General features: G+C 61.5%; 25 protein-coding genes (1 of these 25 cut by a window edge). 15 read left to right on the top strand and 10 right to left on the bottom strand.

All coding sequences use genetic code 11. The features are described 5' to 3' along the window. Nucleotides 1-34: 34 nt before the first annotated feature. Nucleotides 35-1,258 carry an Nramp family divalent metal transporter gene (locus ACT5M9_RS08540; protein ID WP_457982006.1) on the bottom strand — a complete coding sequence of 408 codons (1,224 nt, stop codon included), beginning with the start codon at nt 1,256-1,258 and terminating at the stop codon, nt 35-37. A 235-nt stretch (nt 1,259-1,493) separates the two neighbouring features. On the opposite strand from ACT5M9_RS08540, the gene rpsF reads away from it, so the two are divergent. The 4 genes from rpsF to ACT5M9_RS08520 all read left to right on the top strand — a co-directional run bounded on the left by rpsF (nt 1,494) and on the right by ACT5M9_RS08520 (nt 3,495). Beyond that, nucleotides 1,494-1,880 carry a 30S ribosomal protein S6 gene (gene rpsF, locus ACT5M9_RS08535; RefSeq protein ID WP_349919633.1) on the top strand — a complete coding sequence of 129 codons (387 nt, stop codon included), beginning with the start codon at nt 1,494-1,496 and terminating at the stop codon, nt 1,878-1,880. A gap of 32 nt (nt 1,881-1,912) precedes the next feature. Beyond that, a complete protein-coding gene (gene rpsR, locus ACT5M9_RS08530) occupies nt 1,913-2,143 on the top strand; it encodes a 30S ribosomal protein S18 (RefSeq protein ID WP_005313392.1) in 231 nt (76 codons plus the stop codon). A gap of 49 nt (nt 2,144-2,192) precedes the next feature. Further along, nucleotides 2,193-2,639 (top strand): 50S ribosomal protein L9, encoded by a 447-nt coding sequence (gene rplI / locus ACT5M9_RS08525; RefSeq protein WP_349919632.1) that lies wholly within the window; start codon nt 2,193-2,195, stop codon nt 2,637-2,639. A 112-nt stretch (nt 2,640-2,751) separates the two neighbouring features. After that, a complete protein-coding gene (locus tag ACT5M9_RS08520; RefSeq protein WP_457982008.1) occupies nt 2,752-3,495 on the top strand; it encodes a ferredoxin--NADP reductase in 744 nt (247 codons plus the stop codon). Between the two features lie 18 nt (nt 3,496-3,513). On the opposite strand, the gene ACT5M9_RS08515 is transcribed toward ACT5M9_RS08520, so the two are convergent. Next, nucleotides 3,514-3,711, bottom strand: a complete 198-nt coding sequence (locus ACT5M9_RS08515; RefSeq protein WP_457982009.1) for a hypothetical protein — start codon at nt 3,709-3,711, stop codon at nt 3,514-3,516. 339 nt (nt 3,712-4,050) lie between these two features. Continuing rightward, nucleotides 4,051-4,413, bottom strand: coding sequence for a hypothetical protein (locus ACT5M9_RS08510; RefSeq protein ID WP_438550632.1), 363 nt, complete (start codon nt 4,411-4,413; stop codon nt 4,051-4,053). Between the two features lie 241 nt (nt 4,414-4,654). Between ACT5M9_RS08510 and ACT5M9_RS08505 the strand changes: the two genes are divergently transcribed. Then, on the top strand, nt 4,655-5,647 hold the full coding sequence (locus ACT5M9_RS08505) for a Preprotein translocase subunit SecY (RefSeq protein ID WP_457982010.1): 993 nt from the start codon (nt 4,655-4,657) through the stop codon (nt 5,645-5,647). 91 nt (nt 5,648-5,738) lie between these two features. On the opposite strand, the gene ACT5M9_RS08500 is transcribed toward ACT5M9_RS08505, so the two are convergent. After that, complete coding sequence (locus tag ACT5M9_RS08500) at nt 5,739-5,906, bottom strand: hypothetical protein (RefSeq protein ID WP_197918577.1); 168 nt, start codon at nt 5,904-5,906, stop codon at nt 5,739-5,741. Between the two features lie 56 nt (nt 5,907-5,962). On the opposite strand from ACT5M9_RS08500, the gene ACT5M9_RS08495 reads away from it, so the two are divergent. From ACT5M9_RS08495 to gshA, 4 genes are read left to right on the top strand one after another with little or no spacing between them, the layout of a single operon-like run. Continuing rightward, nucleotides 5,963-6,928, top strand: a complete 966-nt coding sequence (locus ACT5M9_RS08495; protein ID WP_457982011.1) for an NADP-dependent oxidoreductase — start codon at nt 5,963-5,965, stop codon at nt 6,926-6,928. A gap of 10 nt (nt 6,929-6,938) precedes the next feature. Next, entirely contained in the window at nt 6,939-7,376 is a 438-nt protein-coding gene (locus ACT5M9_RS08490; RefSeq protein ID WP_457982013.1) for a YqaA family protein, read from the top strand. A gap of 29 nt (nt 7,377-7,405) precedes the next feature. Continuing rightward, complete coding sequence (locus ACT5M9_RS08485; protein ID WP_457982015.1) at nt 7,406-10,219, top strand: M16 family metallopeptidase; 2,814 nt, start codon at nt 7,406-7,408, stop codon at nt 10,217-10,219. A gap of 59 nt (nt 10,220-10,278) precedes the next feature. Then, the gene (gene gshA / locus ACT5M9_RS08480) at nt 10,279-11,877 is read left to right on the top strand and encodes a glutamate--cysteine ligase (RefSeq protein ID WP_457982017.1); all 1,599 of its coding nucleotides are present in this window, start codon (nt 10,279-10,281) and stop codon (nt 11,875-11,877) included. Between the two features lie 44 nt (nt 11,878-11,921). Here gshA and ACT5M9_RS08475 read toward each other — a convergent pair whose 3' ends face one another. The 3 genes from ACT5M9_RS08475 to aspA all read right to left on the bottom strand — a co-directional run bounded on the left by ACT5M9_RS08475 (nt 11,922) and on the right by aspA (nt 15,663). Continuing rightward, entirely contained in the window at nt 11,922-12,647 is a 726-nt protein-coding gene (locus ACT5M9_RS08475) for a lipopolysaccharide kinase InaA family protein (protein WP_457982019.1), read from the bottom strand. Between the two features lie 127 nt (nt 12,648-12,774). Continuing rightward, entirely contained in the window at nt 12,775-14,094 is a 1,320-nt protein-coding gene (locus ACT5M9_RS08470) for an anaerobic C4-dicarboxylate transporter (protein WP_457982020.1), read from the bottom strand. 129 nt (nt 14,095-14,223) lie between these two features. After that, nucleotides 14,224-15,663 carry an aspartate ammonia-lyase gene (gene aspA / locus ACT5M9_RS08465; protein ID WP_438550624.1) on the bottom strand — a complete coding sequence of 480 codons (1,440 nt, stop codon included), beginning with the start codon at nt 15,661-15,663 and terminating at the stop codon, nt 14,224-14,226. A gap of 447 nt (nt 15,664-16,110) precedes the next feature. On the opposite strand from aspA, the gene ACT5M9_RS08460 reads away from it, so the two are divergent. Continuing rightward, nucleotides 16,111-16,584, top strand: coding sequence for an FxsA family protein (locus tag ACT5M9_RS08460; protein ID WP_457982022.1), 474 nt, complete (start codon nt 16,111-16,113; stop codon nt 16,582-16,584). A gap of 27 nt (nt 16,585-16,611) precedes the next feature. On the opposite strand, the gene ACT5M9_RS08455 is transcribed toward ACT5M9_RS08460, so the two are convergent. Beyond that, a complete protein-coding gene (locus ACT5M9_RS08455; RefSeq protein WP_457982051.1) occupies nt 16,612-17,946 on the bottom strand; it encodes an MATE family efflux transporter in 1,335 nt (444 codons plus the stop codon). Between the two features lie 241 nt (nt 17,947-18,187). On the opposite strand from ACT5M9_RS08455, the gene ACT5M9_RS08450 reads away from it, so the two are divergent. The 5 genes from ACT5M9_RS08450 (at nt 18,188) to ACT5M9_RS08430 (ending at nt 22,954) form a co-directional block, all read left to right on the top strand. After that, complete coding sequence (locus ACT5M9_RS08450) at nt 18,188-18,481, top strand: co-chaperone GroES (protein WP_005309514.1); 294 nt, start codon at nt 18,188-18,190, stop codon at nt 18,479-18,481. A 40-nt stretch (nt 18,482-18,521) separates the two neighbouring features. Continuing rightward, nucleotides 18,522-20,156 (top strand): chaperonin GroEL, encoded by a 1,635-nt coding sequence (gene groL / locus ACT5M9_RS08445; RefSeq protein ID WP_438550622.1) that lies wholly within the window; start codon nt 18,522-18,524, stop codon nt 20,154-20,156. 95 nt (nt 20,157-20,251) lie between these two features. Next, nucleotides 20,252-20,749, top strand: coding sequence for a putative pterin-binding protein (locus ACT5M9_RS08440; RefSeq protein ID WP_438550621.1), 498 nt, complete (start codon nt 20,252-20,254; stop codon nt 20,747-20,749). A gap of 25 nt (nt 20,750-20,774) precedes the next feature. After that, entirely contained in the window at nt 20,775-22,706 is a 1,932-nt protein-coding gene (locus ACT5M9_RS08435) for a putative bifunctional diguanylate cyclase/phosphodiesterase (protein ID WP_438550620.1), read from the top strand. 59 nt (nt 22,707-22,765) lie between these two features. Then, on the top strand, nt 22,766-22,954 hold the full coding sequence (locus ACT5M9_RS08430) for a hypothetical protein (RefSeq protein WP_457982024.1): 189 nt from the start codon (nt 22,766-22,768) through the stop codon (nt 22,952-22,954). A gap of 60 nt (nt 22,955-23,014) precedes the next feature. Here the strand turns inward: ACT5M9_RS08430 and rluA are convergent, their stop codons facing one another. After that, nucleotides 23,015-23,683: a bifunctional tRNA pseudouridine(32) synthase/23S rRNA pseudouridine(746) synthase RluA gene (gene rluA / locus ACT5M9_RS08425; protein ID WP_457982025.1), complete on the bottom strand. Its 669-nt coding sequence runs from the start codon at nt 23,681-23,683 to the stop codon at nt 23,015-23,017. Nucleotides 23,684-23,779: 96 nt separating this feature from the next. Continuing rightward, a protein-coding gene (rapA, locus tag ACT5M9_RS08420) for an RNA polymerase-associated protein RapA (RefSeq protein ID WP_457982026.1) crosses the window boundary here: on the bottom strand, nt 23,780-25,703 show its 3' portion. It continues 944 nt past the right edge of the window; only the last 1,924 of its 2,868 coding nucleotides appear in the window; the start codon falls outside the window, past its right edge; it ends in the stop codon at nt 23,780-23,782.

The raw sequence follows: 25,703 nt of genomic DNA, 5'->3' as shown, positions 1-25,703 counted from the left end.
TTAATAAGCCCGTCTGGAAGTGCCAGATTGGACGCTAGATCATGGAGACCAGCAGATAGGCATTGAGGCCGATCACCAGGGCGACGATGAGACGCCCCAGCGCCTGGGTCACCGGGTGATTGCGATGCTGGCCCATCAGGGCTCGGTCCCCGGTCAGGATCAGCAGGGGGATGAGGGCCAGCGCGATGCCGAAGCTCAGGATCACCTGGCTCAGCACCAGGATCTCCGTGGTGTTGAGCCCCATGGCGATCACCACGAAGGCGGGGGCCATGGTGATGGCCCGGCGCAGCCAGAGCGGGATGCTGAAGCGCACGAAGCCCTGCATCACCACCTGACCGGCGAGGGTCCCCACCACGGTGGAGGAGATGCCGGAGGCCACCAGGGAGAGGCCGAACAGGGTCGCCGCGGCAGGGCCGAGCAGAGGGGTCAGGGTCTGGTAGGCGGTCTCCAGCTCGGCCACCTGCTGGTTGCCGGTGCCGTGGAAGGCGGCCGCCGCCATGGCCATCATGGCCAGGTTGACGAAGCCGGCTATGGTCATGGCGATGGCCACATCCACCTTGGTGGTGTGCAGGCGCTGGGCGACCGTGCCCTGATCATGAGTGTGCTGGGTCAGCGCCGAGTGCAGGTAGATGACGTGAGGCATGACGGTCGCCCCCAGCACCCCGGCGGCGAGGTAAACCGCATCGCTGTTGGGCAGGCCCGGGAAGAGGGCTCCCTCCAGCAGGCTCGGCAGGTGAGGGCGTGAGAACACCAGCTCGACGATATAGGCGGCGGCCACGAACAGAAGCAGGCCACCCACCGCGAACTCCAGCGGCTTCTGGCCGCGGCTCTGCAGCATGAGGATGCCCCAGGTGACCACGGCCGTGATGCAGGCCCCCTCCAGCAGGGTGACCCCGAGCAGCAGCTTGAAGCCGACGGAGGCGCCGATGAACTCGGCGAGATCCGTGGCCATGGCGATGATCTCCGCCTGCACCCAGTAGGCCCAGACCGCGGGTTTGGGCAACTTGTCGCGAATGTGCTCCGCCAGGTTCTTGCCGGTGACGATGCCGAGCTTGGCGGACAGTGTCTGCACCAGCATGGCCATCAGGTTGGCCCACACTACTACCCACAGCAGTTGATAGCCGAAGGTGGATCCCGCCTGGATATTGGTGGCGAAGTTGCCCGGATCTATGTAGCCGATGGCGGCGATGAAGGCCGGCCCCAGCAGGGTCAGTTTGAATTTGCGGGCCGGAATGGCCGTACTCAGCGCGGGTTGCATGCATCACCCTCCAGAATGTCCTGAAGATAGTATGGATCTAAATGATAATTGTTATCAATTGAAGTTTTGCATCAGATCCATCGATAAAAACAAATGTCGACGCCGGTTGCAGTGGGAGAGGTGATTTCGTACAATACGCCGCCCTAGAAAGCAGCGTCAAAACACCACTATGTTCCTTGCCTCCGAGGTCTGGCTGCACCTGGGCAGAGGCTGAATTAATCCGTAAGGAGCTAAAATGCGTCATTACGAAATCGTCTTCATGGTTCACCCGGACCAGAGCGAGCAAGTACCTGGCATGATCGAGCGTTACACCGGCGCCATCACCACCTCCGGTGGTACCATTCATCGCCTGGAAGATTGGGGCCGTCGTCAACTGGCTTACCCGATCGACAAGCTGCACAAGGCTCACTATGTTCTGATGAACGTAGAAGCCGAGCAGGCCGTTATCGATGAGCTGGAAACCAACTTCCGCTTCAACGATGCCGTTATCCGCAACATGATCATGCGCACCAAGCACGCCGTGACTGAAGTTTCTCCGATGGCCAAGGCCAAGGAAGAGCGCTTCACCCGTCGCGACGACGAGCGCCGCGAAGATGCTGTTGAAGCGTCTTCCGAAGAGTAATTCTTAAGATCATTCCATAGAGGATAAAGGCCATGGCACGTTATTTCCGTCGTCGTAAGTTCTGCCGCTTCACCGCCGAGAACGTTACCGAGATCGACTACAAAGATATCGTTACTCTGAAAAACTACGTCACTGAATCTGGCAAGATCGTACCGAGCCGTATCACCGGTACCCGCGCCAAGTATCAGCGTCAGCTGGCACGCGCCATCAAGCGTGCTCGTTACCTGGCTCTGCTGCCGTACACCGATCTGCACAACAAGTAAGAATCGGTCCGGCGCTTACGCCTAACTCAACTTTCATAGAGGAAAGGTAATGCAAGTTATCCTGCTCGATAAGATCGCCAAACTGGGCGGTCTGGGTGACCAAGTTTCTGTTAAAGCTGGTTATGCCCGTAACTACCTGATCCCGCAAGGCAAAGCCGTTATGGCTACCAAGGCCAACATCGAGACCTTCGATGCTCGCCGTGCTGAACTGGAAGCCAAGCTGGCTGCCGGTAAAGCTGCCGCTGAAGAGCGCGCTGCCAAGCTGGGTGAACTGGCTGCCGTGGTCATCGCCTCCAAGTCTGGCGACGAAGGCAAGCTGTTCGGTTCCATCGGTACCCGTGACGTGGCTGAAGCCATCACTGCTGCCGGCGTAGCCGTTGCCAAGAGCGAAGTCCGCATGGGCAACGTTCTGCGTAACACCGGCGAGTACGAAGTTGTTGTTCAGCTGCACGCTGACGTCAAGGCAACCGTACAAATCCAGGTTGTTGCTCTGTAATAGCGTCTCGCTTTGCAGAAAAAACCCGCGCAACTGCGCGGGTTTTTTTCTTTTTGAATCAAGAGGGGATCAAGGGGTAGAGTGGAACTCTGTTTCTATGACGGAGATCCCTATGGCAGCCTGGGTCGAAGGTCGGGTTATCGAGCGCATCGAATGGACGCCTACCCTGTTTTCCCTGCGTGTGGCGGCAGAGCTAGCCCCCTACAAGGCAGGACAATTTACCAAGCTGGCCCTGCAACGGGGCGAGCAACGGGTCCAGCGGGCCTACTCTTTCGTCAATCCTCCCACGACTCCCTATCACGAATTCTATCTGGTGAAGATCCCGGACGGGGAGCTGACACCCTCCCTCGGCGCCCTCCAGCCCGGAGATAGCCTGCTGGTGCAGTCCCAGGCCACCGGTTTCCTGACCTTGGACGAACTGCCCGCCGGACGGGATCTCTGGCTGCTCTCCACCGGCACCGCCATCGGCCCCTTCCTCGCCATGCTGGCGGAGGGTGAGGCCTTCCGGCGCTTCGAGAATCTGGTACTGGTGCACGGGGTGCGCAAGGTAGAGGAGCTTACCTATCAGGCCCTGATCACCAGCCTGGTCGAGCAGCATGGGCCCCGTTTCCGCTATGTCCCCTTCGTCAGCCGTGAGGCCTGGCCGGGGGCCATGGAAGGGCGGATCCCGGCGGCCATCGATGCGGGTAGCCTGCAGGAGCGGGTGGGGATGGCGTTTTCGGCCGAGCACAGCCAGGTGATGATCTGCGGCAATCCCGCCATGGTGAAGGAGACCCAGCAATCCTTGCTGGCGCTGGGACTGGCCAAGAATCTGCGGCGCGCTCCCGGCAACATCAGCATGGAGAATTACTGGTAGGGGAGGCGGCGTTCCGTACTACTCCTTGACGGTTTGACGATCCCTGTCATCCGGCTGCGTCTTTTCAGATGACGCCTTATTCTGCCGCTGGGCGCCAGATCTGGTGTCTTGCGAGGATGTCCCCGGGTTGCTGACATCGCCATGGACATGAGATGCATCAAAGGCCGCGCCACTGTTGAGCAAGCGGGAGAGCAGGTGGGAAATGGAGTTGCGCATGGTGACCTCTCTGGTAGCAGGGTGCCCAAGTGTATGGGCTTCAACCTGAACCAAAGCGGAACGATATCCGCCGACGGATCTCACCAACTTGGTGGCGAATTGGCGGCTATCCACCGCAAATGGGCCGGTTTCTTCGAGAGTTATCAGGATCTCTCAAACAATTCAATGGATTGGCCGGTTTTCCCCGGGCGACACCTCGGCTGGCACCCCGGCGCTGGATTGCCCCAAGAACCGGCTAGGGCGAAGAGGGCCGCATCGTGCTCTTGTCGGTAGCTGATGGAAGGAGAGGCGAAGAGAGGGGGCCGCCATGCCGAATAGCAGGATGCGGCCCTCACAGGATCACTTGTTCTTGCCCTTCCCGTTGCCGTTTCCCTTCTCCTTGTATTTGACGTTGTCGTCGCCATCCCAGTTGTTCTTGTCGTGACCCTTGCCGGGGTTGTTGCCGCTGTGGATGCTGCGGTTGTAGTGGTCGCGGTATTTGCCGTCCATGTTGTCGCAGTTGAGCTGAATGCGGCTGTTGCGGGTGCTGACGCTCAGGCAGTTGTCCTGCCACCATTGATACTCTTTTTCGTCCCAGTCCAGGTTCACCTTGACGTTGTCCGTGGAGATCCTGATGCCGTCGTCGTTCTGGTGAGGGGGGGCCGCCGACGCGGCGCCATGGACAAACAGCAAGCTGAGCAGCAGGGGAGTGAGAGTGCGCATGATGACCTCGATGACAGTGAAATGGGGATCATTGTATCCGCTCCTAGCTTAATCACGGCGGAACGGTGGTGCCAGTGCCGCCCGGCCCGGGGGACTGAGGGGAGGCAATTTGTCCAATTCGGTCGGGTTCTGCCCATCCGAATGCGGATATGCAGGAAATCCGGGGATCCGCCTTCATTCTGCGGGCCGGCTGACTATAATCGGCAGCCAACTTTTCCTCTGCACCACATCTTCCGCCATCATGACGACACAAGCCTCCGACGCGTTGCGCTACCCCAAGGGGTGGTTCGCGCTCAGCACCGTTTACTCCTTTACCGGCCTGGCCATCCTGGCCTCCATCGTCTTCTCCCTGCTGCTGTTTCTCTCCATCGATGACAACCCGCTGATGAAGTGGCTGTTTGGCGGGCTTGCCATCATCTTCGAGCTGGGCAAGTTCTACGTCTGGTACGAATACGGGGAGTGCAAGGCGCGCCGGGATCTCAGCGGTGCCTTCTGGTCATTGCTGTTCTACAGCGTGCTGGCGGCCATCTCCATCGGCGGCAGTATCGGCGGCATCAACAGCGCCACCAACACCATATTGAGCCAGCAGGCGCGCCACGAGCGGGAGATAGCCCGTTTCGATGAGCAGATCGCCAGCATAGAGCGGCAGATCCAGCTCAACGAGGAGGCGGCCCGCAAGTACATCGAGATGGCGCGCATCTCCAGCGGCGTCAACGGCTTGCAGCAGGCCAACACCAAGCTCAGGCTGAAGCAGGATGAGTTGCGCCAGGAGCGGGATGCCAAGCCCCTCAACGAGCAATCTTCCATGCTGGGGCTGATGAGCAGCCTGGCGGACGGGGTGGGCATGAGCATCAGCCAGGTGCAGTTCCTGCTGGTCTGCTTCCTATCCATCCTGCTCGATGCCTTCGGTGCCTACTTCGTCAGCCTGATCGGGGAGGAGAACCGCTTCCGCCGACTGTGGCAGCGACAACAGCAACAGAGGGCGGCAGAGACGACCCCTATGGCCCCCGTGGAGCCCCAGGTGATCGCTAAGCCGGCCCCCGAGCCCGCCCTGGTTGCCAGGGTGCGCAGCCTGCTGGAGAGCGGTGAGGCCAGGTGCAGCAAGCGCAAGGTGGCCGAGGCGCTGGCCCTGCCGCTGGAGGAGGTGGACAGGGTGTTCCAGCATCTGCTGGCAGAAGGGGTGCTGGGGCAGGGCAGCAATCGCCACTATCACCTCAGCACGCAGGCGGGCTGAGTGTGCAGCCGGTGCCTTGTCGCCGGGAGGCCATCATCAATCTGGATAAACGGAGGCCACCTCAGGGTGGCCTCCTCGTTGCCGGGCTGGGCTAGTGCGTCAGCACCATCATCAGGCTGAGGAAGGCGGCCAGTCCGCCGCCCAGGCCGATGATCCAGTAAAACCCCTTGGCCCCCTGCTTGAGCGGGATCCGGAAGTAGAGCAGGAAGGCCCACCACCCCAGCGCCAGCAACAGAGGAATAAGAAACATTCGAGCCATATGGTCCTCGCTGTTATTCTGTGAGTCCTTGATCAATCAACAGGATGGATTGTGCAATGACGCAGCTACAGATTACCGCATTCGGCGCCCCCTCGGTACTCCAGCTCAAGCCTTCGCAGGACAAGATCCCCGCCGAGGGAGAGGTGCGGGTGCGCATCTGTTACGCCGGTGTCAATCCCATCGATGCCAAGACCCGGGCCGGACTCGGCTGGGCGGCAGCCCAGAACAAGGACAAGCTGCCCTGGACCCCGGGCTATGACGTGGCGGGGGTGGTCGAGAAGCTGGGCCCCGGTGTCACCTCCCTCAAGGAAGGGGAGCCGGTGTGCGGCATGGTGGGTTTCCCGCTGGCGGGAGGCGCCTATGCCGAATCCATCGTGGTGAGCGAGCGCGAGCTGGTCAAACTCGACGGGGTCAGCCTCAAGCAAGGGGCAGCGCTGCCGCTGGCGGGCCTCACCGCCTGGCAGGGGCTGTTCGAGCACGGTGGCCTCAAGCGTGGTCAGCGGGTGCTGATCCTGGCGGGCGCCGGCGGTGTGGGTCATCTGGCTGTGCAGTTCGCCAGCGCCTACGGCGCCGAGGTGGTGGTCACCGCCAGCAAGGAGAATCACGGCTTCCTGCACGGCATCGGCGCCGATCTCATGGTGGATTACCACGACGCCGACTGGGTGGCCCAGGTCGGCCAGGTGGATCTGGTGCTGGATCTGATGGGGGGTGAGAGCGGCAAGCAGGCGCTCGCCTGCGTCAAGCCGGGTGGCCAGCTGGTGACGGTGCCGACCATCACGGCCCAGCTCATCAAGGATGCCGGCGTCGAGCAGGGGATCAAGGTGAGCGGCATGCTGGTGCATCCCGACAGCAAGCAACTGGCCCAGATGCTGATCCTGCTGCGTCAGGGGGATGCCCACATCACCCTGGCGGGTGAGTACGCGCTGGCGGAGGGGGCCCTGGCCCATCAGGCCATCGAGGCGGGTCACACCCGTGGCAAGCTGGTGCTGCGCATGCCTGCCGCCGCGCACTATCCCGCATAAGGAAGCCCGCATGATAGAGTCCCTGGAAACCGGGCTGGGCTGGCTGTTTCTGAGCGCCTTCACCTCGGCGACCCTGCTGCCCGGCAGCTCGGAAGTGCTGCTCGGGGTAATGGCCAATCAGAACCAGTGGAGCATGGCCAGCCTGTTGTTCTGGGCGACCCTCGGCAACACCCTGGGATCCATGACCACCTGGTGGCTCGGCTGGCTCGCCACCTTCAAGAAGAAACCGGAAGATTTTCAAGGCCGTGGGGAACAAAAGGCACTCGGTTGGCTCAAACTCCATGGTCACTGGTGTCTGCTGCTTGCCTGGACGCCGGTGATAGGTGACGGTCTCTGTCTGCTGGCCGGTTGGCTGCGCCTCTCGTTCTGGCGCTCCCTTGTCTTGATCGGGCTTGGCAAATTGTTGCGTTATGCCCTGGTATTTCTGCTGGCCAGGCAGATCTTCTAGCTATTTTTTCGTTCACTCACGAGGTAACCGTGAAGCAACTCATCCCATTAAGCCTTCTTCTGGGCTTCGCCCTGCCCGCGCTGGCGGCCCCGACTCTGGTGTCGGAACAGGTCAAGCAGGAGGGCAAGCTCGGCATTCCCTACCAGATGTACAAGCTGGATAACGGCCTGACCGTGATCCTGGCACCGGACAAGTCCGATCCCCTGGTGCACCTCGACGTCACCTATCACGTGGGCTCGTCCCGCGAGACCGTGGGCAAGTCCGGTTTCGCCCACTTCTTCGAGCACATGATGTTCCAGGGCTCCAAGCACGTGGGTGACCAGGAACACATGCGGATCATCAACGAGGCCGGTGGTGACATGAATGGCACCACCAACAAGGACAGAACCAACTACTACGAAACCGTGCCGGCCAATCAGCTGGAGAAGGTGCTCTGGCTGGAGGCGGATCGCATGGGCTTCCTGCTCGATGCGGTGAGCCAGAAGAAGTTCGAGATCCAGCGCGCCACCGTCAAGAACGAGCGGGCCCAGCGTATCGACAACCAGCCCTATGGCCTGGTGAGCGAGAAGGTGGGGGAGGCGCTCTACCCGCGCACCCATCCCTACTCCTGGCAGCCCATCGGTTATGTGGAGGACCTGGATCGGGTCGGCGTGGATGACCTCAAGCAGTTCTTCCTGCGCTGGTACGGACCGAACAACGCGACCCTGACCCTGGGGGGCGATTTCGACAGCAAGCAGGCACTGGCCTGGATTGAGCAGTACTTCGGCCCCATTCCCCGCGGCCCGGACGTGGCCGAGCCGACCCCCGAACCTGCCACCCTGCCAAAGACCCGCTATGTCACCCTGGAAGACAAGGTGCACCTGCCGCTGCTCTATATCAGTTACCCGACCGTGGCCCTCGGCGACCCCAGGGAGCCGGCGCTGGACATCTTCGCCGACGTGCTCGGCGGCTCCGCCAGCTCCATGCTCTACCAGTCCCTGGTCAAGACCGGCAAGGCCATCGAGGTGGGGGCCGGTCACTCCTGCGAGGAGCTGGCCTGTACCCTGACGGTCTACGCCTACCCGAACCCGGCGGTGGATGGCAGCCTCAAGACCCTCAAGGGGGAGGTGGACAAGGTGATCGCCGACTTCGCCAGCCGGGGGGTCAAGCCTGCGGATCTGGAGAAGGCCATCAGCAGCTACCGCTCCGCCGCCATCTGGGGGCTGGACAGCATAGAGGGCAAGGTGAGCCAGCTCGCCATGGGCCAGGTGCTGGCCCAGGATCCCAACTATGTGTTCAAGAACCTGGATGCCATCGCAGAGGTCAAGGCGTCTGACGTCAAGGCTGCCTACGACAAGTTCATCGCGGGCAAACCCGCCGTGGTGCTGAGCGTGGTGCCCAAGGGCAAGACGGACTGGCAGGCCGCCGCCCCGAACTTCACCCCGGCCAAGCGTGAACTGCCGGATTACAGCCAGCACGGGGGGCCCCTGGCCCTGCGCCCGGTGAAGGACAACTTCGATCGGAGCGTGCAACCCAAGGCGGGGGACGCGGTCAGCGTCAAGGTGCCGGCCATCTGGCACGGCAAGCTGGACAAGGGCATCGAGATCATCGGCACCCAGAGTGACGAGATCCCGGCCGTCTCTATCATGATCGCCCTGCCGGGCGGCATCCGGGCCGAGGGCAAGGGGGAGCTGGGGCTCGCCAGCCTCACCGCAGCCATGCTGGAGCAGGGCACGGTGCGCCTCTCCGAGGCCGAGCTCAGCGACGAGCTGCAAAAACTCGGCGCCAGCATCAGCGTCTCCACCGCCCAGTACAACAACCTCATCACCATCAGCAGCCTGACGGACAAGCTGCCCCAGACCCTGGCGCTGGTACGCGAGGTGTTCGAGCGTCCCGGCATGCGGGAGGCGGACTTCGAGCGACTCAAGGCCCAGATGCTGCAGGGGATGAAGCAGAGCGAGCAGCAGCCGGAGTGGCTGGCGGGTCAGGCGTTCCGCGAGCTGGTGTACGGCAAGCAGAGCCGTCTCGGCCAACCGACCAACGGGGTGCTGGCCGATGTGGAGAAGCTGACCCTGGCGGACGTGAAGCGCTTCTATCAGACCTATTACAACCCGACCAATGCCAAGGTGGTGGTGACGGGGGATGTGACCCAGCCGCAGATCGAGTCCGAACTCGGCTTCCTGACCCAGTGGAAGGGGGCCGCGCCCAAGCTGGGGGATCTCAAGCCTCAGGGTGAGCAGGCCAAGCCGGGTATCTATCTGGTGGACAAGCCGGGGGCGCCCCAATCGGTGATCCGTATCGGCCGCCGCGCCATGCCGTTTGACACCACGGGGGATTACTTCATCGCGAACCTGATGAACTTCAACCTGGGGGGCAACTTCAACAGCCGCATCAACCTCAACCTGCGGGAAGACAAGGGCTACACCTATGGGGCCAGCTCGGGCTTCTCCGCCAATCGCGAGGCGGGCGTCTTCGCTACCGGCGCCAACGTGCGCACCGATGCGACCGTGGATGCGATCCGCCAGTTCCTGAAGGAGATGGATGGCTATCGCAAGAGCGGCCCGACCCCGGTGGAGCTGGCCTATATGCGCAGCGCCGTCTCCCAGCAGGATGCCCTCTCCTACGAGACCCTGGGCCAGAAGGCGGGCTTCCTGCTGCAGATGATCATGTATGACCTGAAGCCGGACTATGTGCAGGCCCAGAACCAGCTGATCAAGACGGTGTCACCCGAGACGTTGAAGGCCAGTGCGGACCGTTGGCTGAACCCGGCCGACATGGTGATAGTGGTGGTGGGAGACAAGCAAAAGCTTGAAAAACCGCTTGCGGAGCTTCATCTTCCCATCTATCCACTGCAACTGCCCTGACAGGCAGTGCAAAATAATGAGCGCCGCCCCGGCGGGGCGGCCACACATGAGCCGTGAATATGACTACTACTAGCTTGTCGCTCACCGAGTTGTTGGCAGCCCTTGGCGCCCCGGAGCGGGTCACCGCCCTCAAGGGGATCCGCCGCGGGATAGAACGTGAATGCCTGCGCATCACCCCGGAAGGCACCCTGTCCCAGACCGATCACCCGAAGAGTCTGGGGTCGGCCCTGACCCATGGCAACATCACCACCGACTACTCGGAGAGCCTGCTGGAGTTCATCACCCCGGCCACCGACTCCATCGAGAGCCTGATCGAGCAGCTCGGCGACATCCATCGCCACACCATTCATCACCTCGGTGACGAGCGGATCTGGCCCCTCTCCATGCCCTGCTTCGTCGGGGACGAGGAGAGCATCCGGCTGGCCCAGTACGGCAGCTCCAACATCGGCCGGATGAAGACCCTCTACCGGCAGGGGCTGAAGAACCGCTACGGCAGTCTGATGCAGGTCATCGCCGGGGTGCACTTCAACTTCTCCATGCCGGACAGCTTCTGGTGCGAGTGGCAGGATCTGGTGGGGGAGGGCTGCTGCAGCCAGCGCTTCATCTCCGAAAAGTACATGGGGCTGATCCGCAACGTCTACCGCTTCGGCTGGCTGGTTCCCTATCTGTTCGGCGCCTCGCCGGCTATCTGCGACTCCTTCCTGAAGGGGCGCAAGAGCAGCCTGCCGTTCCAGAAGACCGGCAAGGGGACCCTCTATCTGCCCTATGCCACCGCGCTGCGCCTGTCCGATCTCGGTTACACCAACAGCGCCCAGGCGGGGCTCAAGATCAGCCACGACAACCTGCCCGCCTATGTGAGCAGCCTGCGCCGCGCCATCAACACCCATGATCCCGAGTTCGCCAAGATCGGGGTCAAGGTGAACGGCGAGTACCGCCAGCTCAACGATAACGTGCTGCAGCTGGAGAACGAGCTCTATGCCCCCATTCGTCCCAAGCGCACCCCGCGCAGCGGCGAGAAGCCGTCGGACGCGCTGGAGCAGCGTGGCATCGAATACATAGAGCTGCGCACCGTGGACGTGAATCCCTTCACCCCGTTCGGCATCGAGGTGGATCAGATCCGCTTCTTCGATCTGTTCCTGGTCTGGTGTCTGCTGCGCCCGTCCCCCGTGCTGACCGACGAGGAGGTGGCGCGCAATCGCCGCAACCAGAACAAGGTGGTGCTGGAGGGGCGTCGTCCTGGCCTGGAGTTGGAAGACGAGCAGGGCAACCCCATCGGCCTTAAGGAGTACGGGCTCAAGCTGTTCGGCGAGCTGGATCAGGTGGCCGAGCTGCTGGATCGCTGCTGTGGTCGCAACCGCTACCGCGAGACCCTGGCCCTGCACCGGGAAAAGCTGCTCGACCCCGAGCTGACCTATTCCGCCCGCCTGCTCAAGCAGCTGCTTTCGAGCGGTCAGGACAACGGCTGCTTCGGCGACGAGCTGGCGAGCCGCTACCGTGAGCAGATGCTGGCCGGTGAGCTGGAATACTGGGACGAGGCCTACTTCGCCGGTGAGGCGCGGGATTCCCTGGCCAAGCAGCGGGAGCGGGAGCGCGGTGACAGCCTGTCGTTCGACGACTTCCTCGCCGATTACTTCGGCACGCGCCAGACCACGGTCTGACGCCCAGCCATCGATGAAAAAGCCGCTCTCTGGAGCGGCTTTTTTTATGGGACGTTTTTCAGGGAGGCGCGATGGACGATCACCAGCCGTTCCAGCTGTGCCAGCAGGTAGTCACGATAACCCTGGCCAAACAGCTTGCCGGGCTCCAGGGAGGCGATCAGCGTCTGCCGGCGCTGGCTCTGCAACAGGGGGAGGCGGCGCACATGGGTATCTATCCAGACGAGGGCGCCTGACGGGGCCTGCATCAGGTTGCCGAGGTGGAGATCCCGGTGGTAATAGCCCTGTTTGGCTAGCTGGAAGATGTCTCTGGCCAGCTGACGCAGCAGGGCGAGCCGGCTCGCCTCGTCGGCGCGCTGGAAATAGGCGTCACAAGCCTGGTGATCCTGCAGGTATTGCACGGCGAGGAAGGAGCCGAGGGGATTGAGGGGGTTGAGGGCCAGACCGGCCGCCTTGCAGGGCACCACGTTGAGACCGGCCTGGCGGATCAGCCGGTTGCTGCGCCACTCCCGGAAGGCATCGATATGGCCGACCAGCCGCTTGCTGAGCTGATCCCGGCACAGCCAGCGCAGGGTCCAGCGGGGATACTTGTCGGCGACCAGCTTGCAGAGGCTGTTGCTGGAGTCATGGTGCCAGAACAGGCTGCTGCCCTGCTCTTCGAAGCGCCGGGTCTGGCTGGTCTGGGCCAGGGTCCATGTCGGCAGCTTTAGATCGTCGTTCACCAGTAGATAGTAGTGTTTTCTTCCGTTGAAATGCAGAGATGTCAGTGTCATAGCGCTGTTTTTAATATGGCTGACGGTGATTAATTGTCTCCCTCGAAAGCTGATGGCACCTGAATGGGATGCCGGAAAAAGAAAACGGCCCCGCGGGGCCGTTGATGCACAGAGATCGACGACGGGATCAGAGGATCATGCCGCCGAAGAAGAAGCCCAGGGCCACTGCCATGGCTATGGTAGCCACACCCGGGATGAAGAAGGGGTGATTGAACACCGCCTTGCCGATCCGGGTTGAGCCAGTGTCATCCATCTCGACCGCCGCCAGCAGGGTCGGGTAGGTCGGCAGCACGAACAGGGCGCTCACCGCGGCGAAGGAGGCGATGGCGGCCAGCGGGCTGACGCCCAGGGCCAGGGCGGCAGGCATCAGTGCCTTGGTGGTGGCCCCCTGGGAGTAGAGCAGCATGGAGGAGAAGAACAGCACCACGGCCAGCAGCCAGCTGTACTGGTTCAGCAGATCGCCGGCGAAGGCCTGGATCTCGACCATGTTGCCCTTCACGAAGACGTTACCCAGCCAGGCCACACCCAGCACGCAGATACAGGCGGACATGCCGGACTTGAAGGTCGGCATGTTGGTGACCTGGGAGGCGTCCAGCTTGCACAGCAGCACCATCAGGGTGGCGGCGGAGAGCATGATGCCCATGATGGCGCCGTCGCGGGGGATGGGCGGGTTGGCGATCAGGCCCACGTTGCCGGAGATTGCGGTGGCATAGGCCATGACGGCGACGATGGCGGCGACGAAGATACCGACGGAGAGCTTGGCGTAAGGCTTGAGCTCAATCTGGTTGGTGCCGCGCAGCTTGATCAGACCCTTGGCCTTGCGCTCCAGATAGACTTCGTCCTGCTCCAGCGGCTTGCCCAGCATGTTGGCCACGAAGGCGCCGAGGATACAGGCGATGAAGCTGGACGGGATGCAGATGGCCAGCAGGGTCAGGTAGTCGACACCGAGCGGCTCAAGCATACCGGAGAAGGCCACCACGGCCGCCGAGATGGGGGAGGCGGTGATGGCGATCTGGGAGGCGACGACCGCGATGGAGAGCGGGCGGGATGGGCGAATGCCCTGCTCCTTGGCCACTTCGGCGATCACCGGCAGGGTGGAGAAGGCGGTGTGACCGGTACCGGCCAGCATGGTCATCAGATAGGTGACGACCGGGGCGGCGAAGGTGATGTGCTTGGGGTTCTTGCGCAGGGCTTTCTCGGCCAGGGAGACCAGGTAGTCCATGCCGCCGGCCAGTTGCATACAGGCGATGGCGCAGATCACGGACGCGATGATCATGATCACGTCCCAGGGCAGATAGGTCACCAGCTGATCACCCGGGATGGGCATGCCCAGACCCCAGGTCAGTACCAGCACCCCCAGACCACCGGCAAAGCCGATGCCGATGCTGCCGATCCGGGCCCCCAGATAGATAGCGGCGAGCACGACGAGTAACTCGATTCCAATCATAGCGAACACTCCAATTTCCAGTTTTTTTAGGTTTTTATATGGCAGGAAAGCCAATTCCCGATGGGGCTGTGGAAGACCAATCGGGAACTGACTCTATGGGCCGGGGTAATCCCCGGCCCATGGATCCGCTTATACGGCTTCGCGAGTGTAGCGCTTGGCCTTGTATTGCGGGTTCATCAGGTTCTCGATGGAGAGGATCTCGTCGAGCTGCTCGGCGGTCAGCAGGCCGCGCTCCAGCACGACTTCACGGACGTTCTTGCCGGTCTGTGCACAGATCTTGCCGACGATGTCCCCTTCGTGGTGACCGATGAAGGGGTTCAGGTAGGTCACGATGCCGATGGAGTTCAGCACGTGGTTCATGCAGATTTCCGGGTTGGCGGTGATCCCTTCCACGCACTTGACGCGCAGGGCGACACAGGCTTTCTCCATCAGGCTCAGGGATTCGAACATGGCCTGGCCGATCACAGGTTCCATGACGTTCAGCTGCAGCTGACCCGCTTCGGCGGCGAAGGTGATGGTGACGTCGTTGCCGAACACCTTGAAGCAGGACTGGTTGACCACTTCCGGGATGACCGGGTTGACCTTGGCCGGCATGATGGAGGAGCCAGCCTGCATTTCCGGCAGGTTGATCTCCTTCAGGGCAGTGCGCGGACCGGAAGAGAGCAGACGCAGGTCGTTACAGATCTTGGACAGCTTCATGGCCAGGCGCTTGATGGCGCCGTGCAGCATCACGTAGGCGCCGCAGTCGGAGGTCGCTTCGATGAGGTCCTCTGCCGGCACATAGGCGCGACCGGTGATCTCGGCCAGGCGCTTGATGGCCAGGGCGGAGTACTCGGGCGGGGTGTTCAGGCCGGTACCGATGGCGGTGGCGCCCAGGTTCACTTCCAGCAGCAGTTCCTGGCAGCGCTTGATGGACTTGATCTCTTCACGCAGGGTGACGGCGAAGGCATGGAACTCCTGACCCAGGGTCATGGGCACCGCATCCTGCAACTGGGTACGACCCATTTTCAGGATGTTCTTGAACTCTTGAGCCTTGGCGTCGAAGGCGGCGATCAGGCCTTCCAGGGCGAACAGGGTGGTGTCTGTGCTGTTGACCACGGCGACGCGGAAACCGGTCGGGTAGGCATCGTTGGTGGACTGGCACTTGTTGACGTGGTCATTGGGGTTGATGACGTCGTAGCGGCCCTTGGCCAGGCCCATGATCTCGAGGGCGATGTTGGCCAGCACCTCGTTGGTGTTCATGTTGACGGAGGTACCGGCGCCGCCCTGGTAAACGTCGACCGGGAACTGGTCGAAGCACTTGCCGGTGTTCAGCATGAGGTCGCAGGCTTCGACGATCTTGTCGGCGATTTCGGGACGAATGGTGCCGAGTTCACCGTTGGCCAGTGCGGCGGCCTTCTTGGTCAGCACCATGCCACGGACAAATTCGGGAACGTCAGAAATCTTCTGGGTGCTGATCTTGAAGTTCTCGACGGCGCGCAGGGTGTGCACACCGTAATAGAGATCGTTGGAAACTTCTTTGGTGCCCAGCAGGTCTTCTTCAATGCGGACGTTCTTGATGTCGCTCATTGTAATGCCTCAGAAATCAGATAAATGGAAACAATCCTCACCGAGTGGCGCGACTTCCTTACGCACATTTCATCCTGAAGCACCACACATCGAGTGGGGCGGTTGGGAGCCTGTTGCCCCCGGGTAATCATTGGAGACGATATTACCTCAATTGAGGTATCTGATATTAGACCTGGATCACTAAATTTGAGCCGACCCCAAATAACTTGTGGTCATTAAACAGATACTGCAATTGTGCGAATTACTGTGACAGAACAACCACTTCAATCCCAGTTATTCAAGAAGATATTTGTCTGAATCCCGACCCGTATCACTCATCAGACTTGAAAAATGGACACTGGGCCCCATTTTAGTTGTCAGAACCGATAGCGCCGTGGCCTGGCACCGGGATGGTCTCCCTCGCCTTGCCACCTGGGGTTCATCACTTTTACTCGCACCGAGGATTATATGGGCAAGTTGTTACTGTTATTGGTCGGCCTGGTCGTGCTGGAGCTCACCGTGATGATCGAGGTGGGGTCGGTGATCGGCGCCCTGCCGACCGTGGGACTGCTGATCCTGACCGCAGTGCTGGGCTCCTCCCTGGTGCGCAGCGAGGGGATCAAGACCCTGTTCAGCGCCCAGCAGAAGATGCAGCAGGGGGAGATGCCGGGCCGCGAGGTGATGGGGGGCATGATGCTGGCGCTGGCCGGTCTGCTGCTGATCATTCCGGGTTTCGTGACCGACTTCTTCGGCATCCTGCTGCTGCAGCCCTGGCTGCGCAACCGGCTGGCGGACAAGCTGGTGGGCAGCAGCCAGTTCCGGATGCAGATGGGGGGCTTCCAGAACCCCTCATCCCCCTTTGAACCGGGTCAGGGTGAGGGGCCGCAGCCGGGCAACCGCGGCGGCACCACCATAGAAGGGGAGTTTGAACGCAAGGAATGAGTCCGGGAGTGACCCGCGACTGTGCCCTCAGGGTCTCCCCTGGTGGCACAGTCCCTCGAAGCGGCGGTGGGCGTAGGCCCACGCCAGTACCCCGGCCGCCAGATTGGCCAGCAGTATCCCCAGATAGATCCCCTGTTCCCCCCCGAGTTTTGCCCCCAGCCAGGCCCCTGGCAGCAAGAAGACAAACAGACGCAGGCCGTTAAACAGAAATGACACCGTGGATGCCCGCACCCCGTTGAGGGCGGACGCCAGCAGCATCACCATGCCCTGGAAGCCATAGCCGATGGGTACCAGATGCAGATAGAGCACTATGAGCCGCACCACCTGGGGCTGGTCGCTGAACAGGGTGGCGATGAGGGGGGCCATCAGCCAGATGAGGGCGTAAACGGCGAGCTGGAACAGCAGGGCGAAGCGCATGCTGAGCAGCAGGGCGGCCCTGGCCCGGGCCGGGTTGCCGGCGCCGCAGTTCTGGGAGACGAAGGGGGCCAGCACCGAGGAGAGCGCCATCATCACGATCAGCAGCAGGGCCTCCACCCTGGATGCGGCGCCGTAGGCGGCCACCACCTCGGTGCCGAGTCCGGCGAAGATGACCATCAGCACGGCGTTGGCCAGGGGGTTGAGCATGTTGGTGAAGGAGGCGGGCACCGCCACGTGCAGCAGGGCGCGCCAGTGGGCCAGCAGGCGTGGGCGGGGGGAGAGGCGCCATGACAGCAGCCGTTCCCGCCTGCGCAATATATGCAGGCTGACCAGGGTCGCCATCAGCCAGGAGAGGGAGGTGGCGATGGCGGCACCGCGGATGCCCCACTCGGGGAAGGGGCCTATGCCGAAGATGAGCAGGGGATCCAGCACCCCGTTGACCAGACCGGCCACCGCCATCACCAGGCTCGGGGTCTTGGTGTCGCCGGTGGCCCGGATGGCGGCATTGCCCACCATGGGCAGGGCCAGCAGGGGCACGGTCAGATACCAGATCAGCATGTAGTCGTGGATCAGCGAGATGAGCTCGGCGCTGGCCCCCAGCAGGCTGAACAATGGGGTGATGGTCAGGGCGCCGAGCAGGGAGAGCAGGGTGACCAGCAGGACGGCGAGGAACAGGCAGTCCGTGGTGATGCGGGCCGCCTCGTCATGGCGGCCCTGACCCAGAGTATGGCCGAGCAGGGCGGACAGACCAGCCCCCAGCCCCATGGTCAGCGAGGTGACCACGAAGGTGACCGGGAAGGTAAAGCTGATGGCGGCGAGTGCCTCCGTGCCCAGCAGACCGATGAAGAAGGTGTCGACCAGGTTGAAGGCCAGGATGGCGACGATGCCGAGTATCATGGGACCCGTCATGCGCAGCAGCACGGCAGGCATGGGGGCGGTCAGCATGGGATTGGGTCGGCTCAAGGGATCGTCTCTGTTGCTGCAGGGCCAGCACGCCGGCCGCGTCCATTCACCGTCCTGGTTCGGGTCGCTCGTCCATCAAAGATGTTCATAGTACGTGAAAAAATTTTTTTTGTATTTGCCCTTGAAGGGCTACCCAATTCGCCCCAGATCAGGGACATAACAAATTTGGCCGAGTGCGGCCATTCCTCAAGCAACACAGAGACTCATTTTGGGAGAGTTATCGATGAAAATTCGTCCACTGCACGACCGCGTCATCATCAAGCGCATCGAAGCTGAAGCCAAATCCGCTGGCGGCATCGTCTTGACTGGCACGGCGGCCCAGAAGTCCACCCGTGGTGAAGTTCTTGCCGTGGGGACTGGCCGAATTCTGGATAATGGCGATGTCAAAGCTCTGGCCGTCAAGGTCGGTGACAAGGTGATTTTCAACGAAGGCTACGGCGTCAAGACCGAGAAGCTGGATGGCCAGGACGTGCTGATCCTGTCCGAGACCGACATCCTGGCGATTGTCGAAGAGTAATACTCCCCTTTTCCCCGAATTGATTTAAGGACTCAAGAACATGGCAGCTAAAGAAGTTAAGTTTGGTAACGACGCTCGTATCAAGATGCTGGAAGGTGTGAACATTCTGGCTGATGCAGTAAAAGTCACCCTGGGCCCGAAAGGCCGCAACGTGGTACTGGACAAGTCCTTCGGTGCCCCGACCATCACCAAGGATGGCGTCTCCGTTGCGCGCGAGATCGAGCTGGAAGACAAGTTCCAGAACATGGGCGCCCAGATGGTCAAGGAAGTCGCTTCCAAGGCCAACGACGCCGCCGGTGACGGTACCACTACCGCAACCGTACTGGCACAAGCCATCGTCAACGAAGGCCTGAAGGCCGTTGCCGCCGGCATGAACCCGATGGACCTGAAGCGCGGTATCGACAAGGCCGTAGTGGCTGCCGTCGCCGAGCTGCAGGCCCTGTCCACTCCTTGCGCCGACAGCAATGCCATCGCCCAGGTGGGTACCATCTCCGCGAACTCTGACGAGAAAGTGGGCAAGCTGATTGCCGAAGCCATGGACAAGGTGGGCCGTGACGGCGTCATCACCGTCGAAGACGGTCAGGGCCTGGAAGACGAGCTGGCTGTCGTTGAAGGCATGCAGTTCGACCGTGGCTACCTGTCCCCCTACTTCGTCAACAAGCCGGAAACCGGCTCCGTCGAGCTGGATGACCCCTTCATCCTGCTGGTGGACAAGAAAGTCTCCAACATCCGCGAAATGCTGCCGGTGCTGGAAGGTGTGGCCAAGGCTGGCAAGCCGCTGATCATCGTCGCCGAAGACGTGGAAGGCGAAGCGCTGGCGACCCTGGTGGTCAACACCATGCGTGGCATCGTGAAGGTTGCTGCCGTCAAGGCACCGGGCTTCGGTGACCGTCGCAAGGCCATGCTGCAGGATATCGCCATCCTGACCGGCGGTACCGTGATCTCCGAAGAGGTGGGCATGGAGCTGGAGAAGGCGACCCTGGAAGATCTGGGCCGTGCCAAGCGCATCGTCATCACCAAAGAGAACACCACCATCATCGATGGCGTGGGTGATGCTGCCCTGATCGAGAGCCGTGTGGCTCAGATCCGTCAGCAGATCGAAGAGACTTCTTCCGATTACGACCGTGAGAAGCTGCAAGAGCGCGTGGCCAAGCTGGCCGGCGGTGTTGCCGTCATCAAGGTTGGCGCCGCCACCGAAGTGGAAATGAAAGAGAAGAAGGCCCGTGTCGACGATGCCCTGCACGCGACCCGCGCCGCCGTGGAAGAAGGCGTGGTTGCCGGTGGTGGTGTGGCGCTGGTACGCGCTGCCGCCAAGCTGGCCAACCTGCGTGGTGACAACGAAGACCAGAACGTGGGTATCAAGGTCGCCCTGCGCGCCATGGAAGCCCCGCTGCGTCAGATCGTCATCAACGCCGGTGAAGAAGCCTCCGTCATCGCCAACGCGGTGAAGAACGGTGAAGGCAACTTCGGTTACAACGCCTACACCGAACAGTACGGCGACATGCTGGCCATGGGGATCCTGGATCCGACCAAGGTAACCCGTTCTGCCCTGCAGTTCGCCTCTTCCATCGCTGGCCTGATGATCACCACCGAGTGCATGGTCACCGAGCTGCCGAAGAAAGATGCACCGGCCATGCCTGATATGGGTGGCATGGGCGGCATGGGTATGATGTAATCACACCATTGTTATCAAACGGCTCGCATTTGCGAGCCGTTTTTTTTAGTACTACTAAACTGGATTTATTGATAGTGAAATCAGCTGAGGTGAAGATGCGTAATTTAGGTTTGATTCCATTACTGTTTTCCTTGTGCCTGCCAGCCATGGTGTTGGCGGCCCCGACCGGTCCCGTGATCCTCAAGGTGACGGGGGATGTGGAACCCGTCGATCCGAGCAATGAGGAGGTGGCCTTCGATCTGGCCATGATCCAGGCCCTGCCGCAGCATGAAATCCTGACCAGCAATCCCTGGGTGGACAAGCCGCATAAATACGTGGGGCCCAAGCTGGCGGACGTGATGACGGCGGTGGGGGCCAAGGGCAAGAGCATCACGCTCACCGCCCTGAACAGTTTCCAGATCAGGGTCAACTGGGATAAGGTCAAGCAGTATGATCCCATCCTCGCCTGGCAGGACGATGGGATGACCATGCGGGTACGTGACAAGGGGCCCCTGTGGTTTATTCTGCCATTGGATCAGCACCCGGAGATCAGACGGTCAGAGTTCACCGACATGATGATCTGGCAGTTGACTTCGATCGATATTCAGCAGTAATGACGGTGGCTTGCGGGAGTTCAGGGTGAAAGCGAAGACCAGGGCCTGGCCCTTACTCGGCGTTCTCTATCTATCCATCTTGCTGTTCACGGGAAGCACGCTGTACTGCCTGGTGCAGATACAGAATGCGACCCGGGTGATGGAAAAGTACACCTATGACGTCTCCTGGGCCCTGATGCAACTGCAACTCGAGTTGGGTCGCTTCCTCAATGCGGTGGAGATCTACCACTATGGGGGCATAGATCACGATGCCCTGCTGCTGCGCTACGACATCCTCTGGAGCCGGACCCCCATATTGCTGAGCGGCCAGTTGCGCAAGAGCCTGGGGGACAATCAAAAGACCCTGAGGCTGGTCCAATTGACCGAGAGCAACATTCGGGAGATTGAGCCTAAACTGGTGGATTTGAAGCCGGGTACGCCGGATTATCAGCAGATCCTGATGCGGATCGCCCCCCTGCAGGAGCCTCTCTCTTACTCCCTCGCCTCCGTGATGCAGAACAACATCAACGTCTATTCGGGCAATGACAAGCGCTTCGGCCAGTTGCGCAATGCGCTGCTGTTCATGGTGTCCGGCCTGGTGATCTCGGTCATTCTGCTCAGTGGCTTGCTGATACGTGAGGCCAGGCGGCACTTCAGGATGGCCCGGATCGACCCGCTGACCGGCCTCGCCAACCGGCTGGCGCTACTGGAGAAGATGGAGTCCTACGTCAGCCGGGATACGCCATTCGGCCTGGTGCTGGTGGATATCAATGATTTCCGGGACATCAACAGCAAGTTTGGCTACAGCACTGGGGACATCCTGTTGCAGGAGCTGGCGAAACGCTTGAGCGCTCTGTGCGAGAATGGTGAGTGGATCGCCCGCCTCGGGGGGGATCAACTGGCCATGCTGCAGCGGGAGGGGAGCGATCTGCGGCAGGTGAGGGAACTGGTGGCGAGAATACTCTATGCCCTCAAGCAGGACATTCTCATCGACAACTACCCCTTCCGGCTGGAGGTCGGCATAGGCATCGCCTTCTTCCCCATGGACAGCAATCAGACCCAGGAGCTGCTCAGCCGGGCAGAACAGGCGCTATTCCACAGCCGCAAGACCCATGTGCCCTATGTCATCTACGACAACTCCCTGCTCAATGAGACCGCCAGGCGCAAGCACTTGGCCTCAGACATGGTGATGGCCCTTGAGCACAACGCCCTCGAGCTCTACTATCAGCCCATCGTCAATCTGGAGAGCGGTCGCTGCGAGGCGGTGGAGGCCCTGCTGCGCTGGCGTCATCCCGAGCTCGGCTTCATCCCGCCCAACGAGGTGATCCAGGTGGCGGAAGAGTTCCAGCTGGCGGAGAAACTCGGCAGCTGGATCCTCAATACCGCCTGCGAGCAGTTGCACAAGTGGCAGCACCTGGGGCTGGTCGACTTGCAGATGTGCGTCAACATCTCCCCCGGCATGTATCAGCGCAACCTGTTGAAACTGGTGGCCAAGGCTCTGATGGACCACCACATCCCTGCCGCCAGCCTGGTGCTTGAGGTGACCGAAGACACCACCATGCGGGAGGTGAAGAACTCCCTGCAACTGATGCAGGACCTCAATCAACAGGGGGTCCAGCTGGCGCTGGATGACTTTGGCACCGGTTACTCCTCCCTCAGCTATCTGCAGAAGCTGCCGGTGAGCAAGGTGAAGATAGACAGATCCTTCATACAGGGTATAGACACCTCGGTGGAGGCGGCCGAGCTGGTCGCCAATATCTGCCGGATGGGTTCCATGCTGGGCAAGAAGCTGGTGTGCGAGGGGATAGAGAGCCAGGGTCAGCTCGACGTGCTGCGCGCCCTGACCGACATCCATCTCTACGGGCAAGGCTATCTGTTCAGTCGGCCGGAGCAGGCGGCGAAGGCCTATCAGACCCTGCTGGAGATGGAGGAGCGCTGGTTGGCCAGACGGATACCGGACAAGGCATGCCTCATCTGATGGTCAATGCCTCATGTTTTGGGAATCGGGGCCGATAGTGCTTAGGCAGGAGGTACACAATGGACATTTCTAGCACTGCATCCTCGTCATATGGTTCTGCCTTGATGGTGGCCAGTCTGGCGAAAAAACAGCAACTTCAGGATGGGGAAACCGCCCTGAAACTGCTGCAGACGGCCGCCCAGCCAGCCCAGGCACCGACTCCGTCGGCGACGGGGTCACTGGGAAGCAACATCAATATCCACGTCTGATCCTGATAAAAAAGCCCCCATCCATGGATGGGGGCTTTTCTTGTTCAACATCGATCCGATTCAGCACGAGAAGGGGGCGGGGGCCTCGAAGCTCATGCGCTCACCACTGCGAGGGTGGGTGATGGTCAGGCTGGCCGCATGCAGGTAAAGATGCGGCGCGGCAGCCAGCGCCTCGGGATGGGCATAGAGGTTGTCCCCGAGGATGGGGTGGCCCAGCTCCAGCATGTGTACCCGCAGCTGATGGGAGCGGCCCGTGATGGGGGTCAGCTTGATCAGGCTGTTGCCATCCTCCACCTTGAGTTTCTCCCACAGGGTCAGGGCGTGGCGCCCCTCCTCGAAGTCCACCTTCTGTCTGGGACGATTGGGCCAGTCCACGCACAGCGGCAGATCGACCTGACCCGAGTCCGCTTCAGGCTCCCCCCACACCCAGGCGAGGTAGTGTTTCTCGGTCTCCCGCTCGCGGAACTGGCGACTCAGCTCCCGATGGGAATTTGGGGTGAGGGGGATGACGATGACCCCGGTGGTGGACATGTCGAGTCGATGGGCCGCCGCCGCCTTGGGGTGTTGCTGCTTGACCCTGTGCAGGACGCTGTCTTCATTCTCGGGGCCGCGCCCGGGCACGCTGAGCAGGCCGGTGGGCTTGTTGACCACCATGATGTCCCTGTCCTTGAACAGGATATCGAGCCAGGGTTCCAGAGGCGGTGAGTATTCAAATGTAGCGTCTTGCATCTTTCATCCAGGGGGCAGGCCCCATCAGTGACTGAGTTATGGGTGACCACGATAAATAAGGTGCACGGCAGCCGGCTATGCACCTTCACTACCTTGTCAGTTATGGGTGACCACGATAAAGCGGATTGCATCCAGCTTGAGTTGGGTCTGATCGATCAGGTGGTGCAATTCTGCCTGCAGATTGCGCAGATAATCCAGCTCGCTGTCGCGCACGTTCGGATTGACCGCCTTGAGCGCCTCCAGCCTGTCCAGATCCTGCTGCAGGGTCTGCGCCATCTGTGCCCGCGCCTTGTCGACTATGCCCGCCTTCAGCTCTTCGGCGATGACTTGCCCCTTGCCGATGAGACCGTGGATCACCGGCTGGGACGCCGTCACCAGCTTGCTGCCGAGGTGGCGATTGACCGGGGTCAGCTGGCGGTTGAAGGCATCGAACGCCACCTTCTCACCGAGGTTCTGACCATTCTTGTCCATCAGCAAGCGGATCGGAGTCGGCGGCATGAAGCGATAGAGCTGGGGATGGGCGGCCGACTCGGCCACGAAGATAAGCTCCAGCAGGATGGATCCGATCGGTAGCGCCTTGTTCTTGAGCAGGGCAACCGAGGTCGCGCCTATCTCCGACCCCAGGATCAGGTCGATGCCACCCCGCATGATGGGGTGCTCCCAGGAGAGCAGCGCCATGTCGTCCCGTGCCAGGGCGGTGGGACGATCGAAGGTGATGGTCATGCCATCCTGGGGCAGGCCCGGGAAGCTCGGCACCAGCATGTGATCCCCCGGTGTCAGCACCAGCGCATTCTCTCCCCTATCGTCCTGATTGACGCCGATCTCGTCGAACATCTTGAGGGCGAAGGAGATCATGCCGGTGTCGTCATCCTCGGCAGCCAGCTTGTCGACCAGCTGTTGGGCGGCGGCTCCTCCGCTGGAGTGGATCTCCAGCAGGCGATCGCGGCCCTGCTCCAGCCTGGCCTTGAGCGGCTCGTGCAGCTCGCGGGTCTTGGTCAGCAAGGCATCCAGGGTTTCCTGGTTCTCCTCGTTGGCGGCCAGCAGCTCGAACAGCTCGTCGCGCACCGCTTCGAAGATGGGACGGGCGGTGGGGCAGGTCTGCTCGAAGGCATCCAGGCCGTCGTGATACCAGCAGAGCAGTGCACGCTGGGCGGTACCGGTCAGGTAGGGGACGTGGATCTCGACGGTATTCTGCTGGCCGATGCGGTCCAGGCGACCGATGCGCTGTTCCAGCAGATCCGGGTTGAGGGGCAGATCGAACAGCACCAGGTGGCTGGCAAACTGGAAGTTGCGTCCCTCCGAGCCAATCTCGGAGCAGAGCAGTACCTGGGCGCCGCTCTCCTCTTGGGCAAAATAGGCGGAGGCCTTGTCCCGCTCCAGAATGGACATGCCCTCGTGGAAGACGGTGCCACGGATCCCCTCGCGGGTGCGCAGCGCCTCTTCCAGCGCCAGGGCGGTGGCGGCCTCGGAGCAGATCACCAGCACCTTCTGCTGGCGGGCACCGAGCAGCAGTTCCAGCAGCCAGTCGACGCGCGGGTCAAACTGGGTCCAGCTGGCGTTATCTCCCTCGAACTGCTGGAAGATCTTCTCCGGATAGAGGTAGCGCAAGGCGCGGGTCTGCAGATCGCCACCGTTGCCCCCCATCATGCCCATCACCTTGATAGCGGTCTTGTACTGCTCCGGCAGCGGCATGGGGTAGACGTTGAGGTGGCGCTCGGGGAAGCCCTGAATGTTCGCGCGGCTGTTGCGGAACAGTACCCGGCCGGTGCCATGTTGATCCAGCAGCTTGCCGACCGCCTGCTGACGAGCGGCGGCATCGGCCAGATCCAGCCCATCGAGCTGGCTGGCGAGGATCTGCTTGGCCTCGTCGCTCAAGGCCTCGCCGGCCAGCAGCTCCTGGGCTGCGCTGGCAACCTGGCCATAGGCCTGCTCCTCGGCGAGGAAGGCGTCGTAATCGTAGAAGCGCTCGGGGTCGAGCAGGCGCAGACGGGCGAAGTGGCTCTGGTGACCGAGCTGATCC

This window comes from Aeromonas sp. AE23HZ002T15 (assembly GCF_054165525.2).
This window is presented reverse-complemented; position numbering and strand designations above follow the sequence as displayed.